The sequence below is a fragment of the Micromonospora sp. NPDC051296 genome, from assembly GCF_040682255.1.
Classification (GTDB): domain Bacteria; phylum Actinomycetota; class Actinomycetes; order Mycobacteriales; family Micromonosporaceae; genus Micromonospora; species Micromonospora craterilacus.
The window spans coordinates 1-2,555 of record NZ_JBFBAO010000578.1; the positions used below are offsets into that span (position 1 = coordinate 1).

Sequence of the window (2,555 nt, forward strand, 5' to 3'; positions counted from 1 at the left end):
GGCACAGCCCCACCCATGGGTACTACGGTCACGCTGGCCACCTCCTACGGCCAGACTACCCGTCAAAGCGAAAAAAACGCAAGGTCATCCTTGAGATGGCGACGGGACGGTGCAACGTCGGGGTCACCGGCGAGCGGAGTGGCATCAGCCGAGCAGGGCTCGCCGGGGATCGTCGAGGGCTTCGAGCAGCGCCACCACGCTGGCCGACCCTGTGGGGTGCCGAAAGTGGGTCATCAGGGTTGACCTGGGCGGACCTGTGCTCGGCGGCGGTGTCGGACATCATCCCTATCTGTGCCCCTACGCCTGCTCTACCTCATGTTCTGCCGGATCGCCGGCTGGCTGTCTCTGCTCGCAAGGACCACCACAGCCAAGGACATCGAGATTCTCGTCCTGCGCCACGAGAACGCCGTCCTGCGCCGGCAGAACCCGAAGCCGCGCCTGGACTGGACGGACCGAGCCATACTCGCCGCCCTGATCAGACTCCTGCCCCGGGCGTTGAAGGCCCATCGGCTCGTCACCCCGACGACGGTCCTGCGCTGGCATCGTCGCCTGGTGGCCCGCCACTGGACCTACCCGAACCTGCCAGGTCGCCCAGCGATCGACCCGGTAGCTGCCGCTCTCGTCGAGCAGATGGCCCGGGACAATCCCGGTTGGGGCTGCCAGCGCATCCAAGGCGAACTGCTCGGCCTGGGTCACCGGCTCGGCGCCTCCACGATCCGGCGCATCCTCAACCGGCTGGGCATACCACCGGCGCCCGTACGCCATGACCACACCACCTGGCGCCGGTTTCTCCGCACGCAGGCGTCGACCCTGCTGGCCTGTGACTTCTTCCATGTGGACTGCGCGCTCACCCTGAAGCGTCTGTATGTGTTCTTCGTGATTGGAGGTCGGCAGCCGGTACGTGCACATCCTCGGCGTCACCGCCAACCCCAACGGGCCGTGGACCGCCCAGCAGGCCCGCAACCTGCTCATCGACCTCAGCGAACGGACTGATCAGTTCAAGGTCCTGATCCGTGACCGGGCCGGACAATTCACATCCGCCTTCGACGCCGTACTCGCCGACAACGGCATCACCGCCTGCAAGATCCCGCCACGGAGCCCGCAAGCAAACGCGTACGCGGAAAGGTTCATCGGCACCGTACGCCGCGAGGTCACCGACCGTATGCTCATCGTCGGTGAACGGCACCTACGCCGAACACTCGATCTATACGCCCGCCACTACAACGGGCGGCGTCCGCATCGGGCGCTGCAGTTGCGGCCCCCACGCTCCGACCGGCCCGTCGTTGACCTGAACCACCAGGGGATCAAACGCCGGCCCGTCCTCGGCGGGCTGATCAACGAGTACGAACGAGCCGCGTAGAAGGCCCAACTCAGACCAGGTAATGGGGTTTTGGAACCCGACAGGCGGCCGAAACCGCCGGCGCGGCGGACGGCGCGGTCGACATCCCGGGCCTGGTCGAGGTCGCCACCCGCGGCGGATCGAGCCGCCTGGTGACCGAGGCACGGCGTTTGACCGCGGCGCTCGGCAGGGCGCAATAGGGCACGCCGATCAGTCGATGACCACCACCACTTTGCTCGGCGCCTCGGGCGGATCGACGAAGATGGCCAGCGGCAACCAGCCGATGCGGCCGACATCGATTGTCGTTAGCTGCCCGGAGACGTTGCTGCCCACCTCGAGCGCGGGTGTGGTGAACGAAAGCTCACCCTCGTAGACCCGCACGCCGGGGGCGGGGGCGTCCCCGCCCCGGCGTACCTCGATGGATACGTCCCCGTCCAGGTCGTCGCGGGTCGCGACGAGGACGGCCTCGGTGCTGGCCACCGCCGGCTCCGCTCCCGTCTCTGGGATGGGCAGGTCGGTGGCGCCCGCCGACTGGACGACGACCTGGGCGTACAGCGGCATCACGCTGACGGTTGCGAGTACCTCGGCCATGCCACCTCACTGATTGGTCGGGGGTCGGGTCCGCCAGTCCGGCGGCAGGTTGATCACTTGCACCAGGTACGGTTCGCCGTGCTTGAGCCGATGCTTGGCGTAGAAGGCGCCGATGACGCCACCCTGGATATTGTTCTCCAGGCGCGGCACGCCGGCCACGCGGGAGCCCAGCCCGCCCTGCATTGACGAGGCGAACGGGTACTCGTCGCAGCTCCCCGTGCCCTGGAACCGCCCACAGGCCAGAATCCGGTTCGCCGTGATCCAAGCCGGGTCCATGTTCCGGTTCAAAATGTGGGGCATCTTCTCGTCCTCGATGGCCGCCTGAATGTTGCGCGCGATGTTCGGCATGATATTCGCATCGATGATGAGGACCGGCACTTCCCTCGTCCGGGTCCGCGCTTCGGCCTGGGTACGTGCGGCCTGCATCGACTGCCAGACGTTCATCGCGTTGTCCCACTGCCGCTGGCCGGCCTGGCGACGGGCGCCGCTCATGGTCATCTCGAAGTCGACCGGGTCGACCGCCCCGAGGCTCCTCGCAGGCAGCGGTCGTTCCTCGAGCAGTGCCCGGTCGCGGGCCGACGGCTGGGTGGCCAGGTAGTAGACGCCGCCGGCCAGCAGGGCGACC

4 protein-coding genes are annotated in these 2,555 nt (G+C 67.7%); 1 reads left to right on the top strand and 3 read right to left on the bottom strand.

Features of this window, described 5'->3' with window-relative positions:
* Positions 1-297: 297 nt before the first annotated feature.
* Complete coding sequence (locus AB0M52_RS33105) at positions 298-696, bottom strand: hypothetical protein (RefSeq protein ID WP_363961789.1); 399 nt, start codon at positions 694-696, stop codon at positions 298-300.
* Positions 697-880: 184 nt separating this feature from the next.
* Between AB0M52_RS33105 and AB0M52_RS33110 the strand changes: the two genes are divergently transcribed.
* Complete coding sequence (locus tag AB0M52_RS33110; RefSeq protein WP_363961790.1) at positions 881-1,360, top strand: transposase; 480 nt, start codon at positions 881-883, stop codon at positions 1,358-1,360.
* 189 nt (positions 1,361-1,549) lie between these two features.
* On the opposite strand, the gene AB0M52_RS33115 is transcribed toward AB0M52_RS33110, so the two are convergent.
* Both AB0M52_RS33115 and AB0M52_RS33120 read right to left on the bottom strand, forming a co-directional pair.
* A complete protein-coding gene (locus tag AB0M52_RS33115) occupies positions 1,550-1,930 on the bottom strand; it encodes a hypothetical protein (protein ID WP_363961791.1) in 381 nt (126 codons plus the stop codon).
* Positions 1,931-1,936: 6 nt separating this feature from the next.
* Positions 1,937-2,555: NucA/NucB deoxyribonuclease domain-containing protein (locus tag AB0M52_RS33120; RefSeq protein WP_363961792.1), on the bottom strand; the 619-nt coding region annotated here is incomplete at its 5' end.

Bases quoted from the DNA above. Each gene is read 5' to 3' on its own strand.
- AB0M52_RS33115 (WP_363961791.1), bottom strand. From the start codon at position 1,930: ATGGCCGAGGTACTCGCAACCGTCAGCGTGATGCCGCTGTACGCCCAG.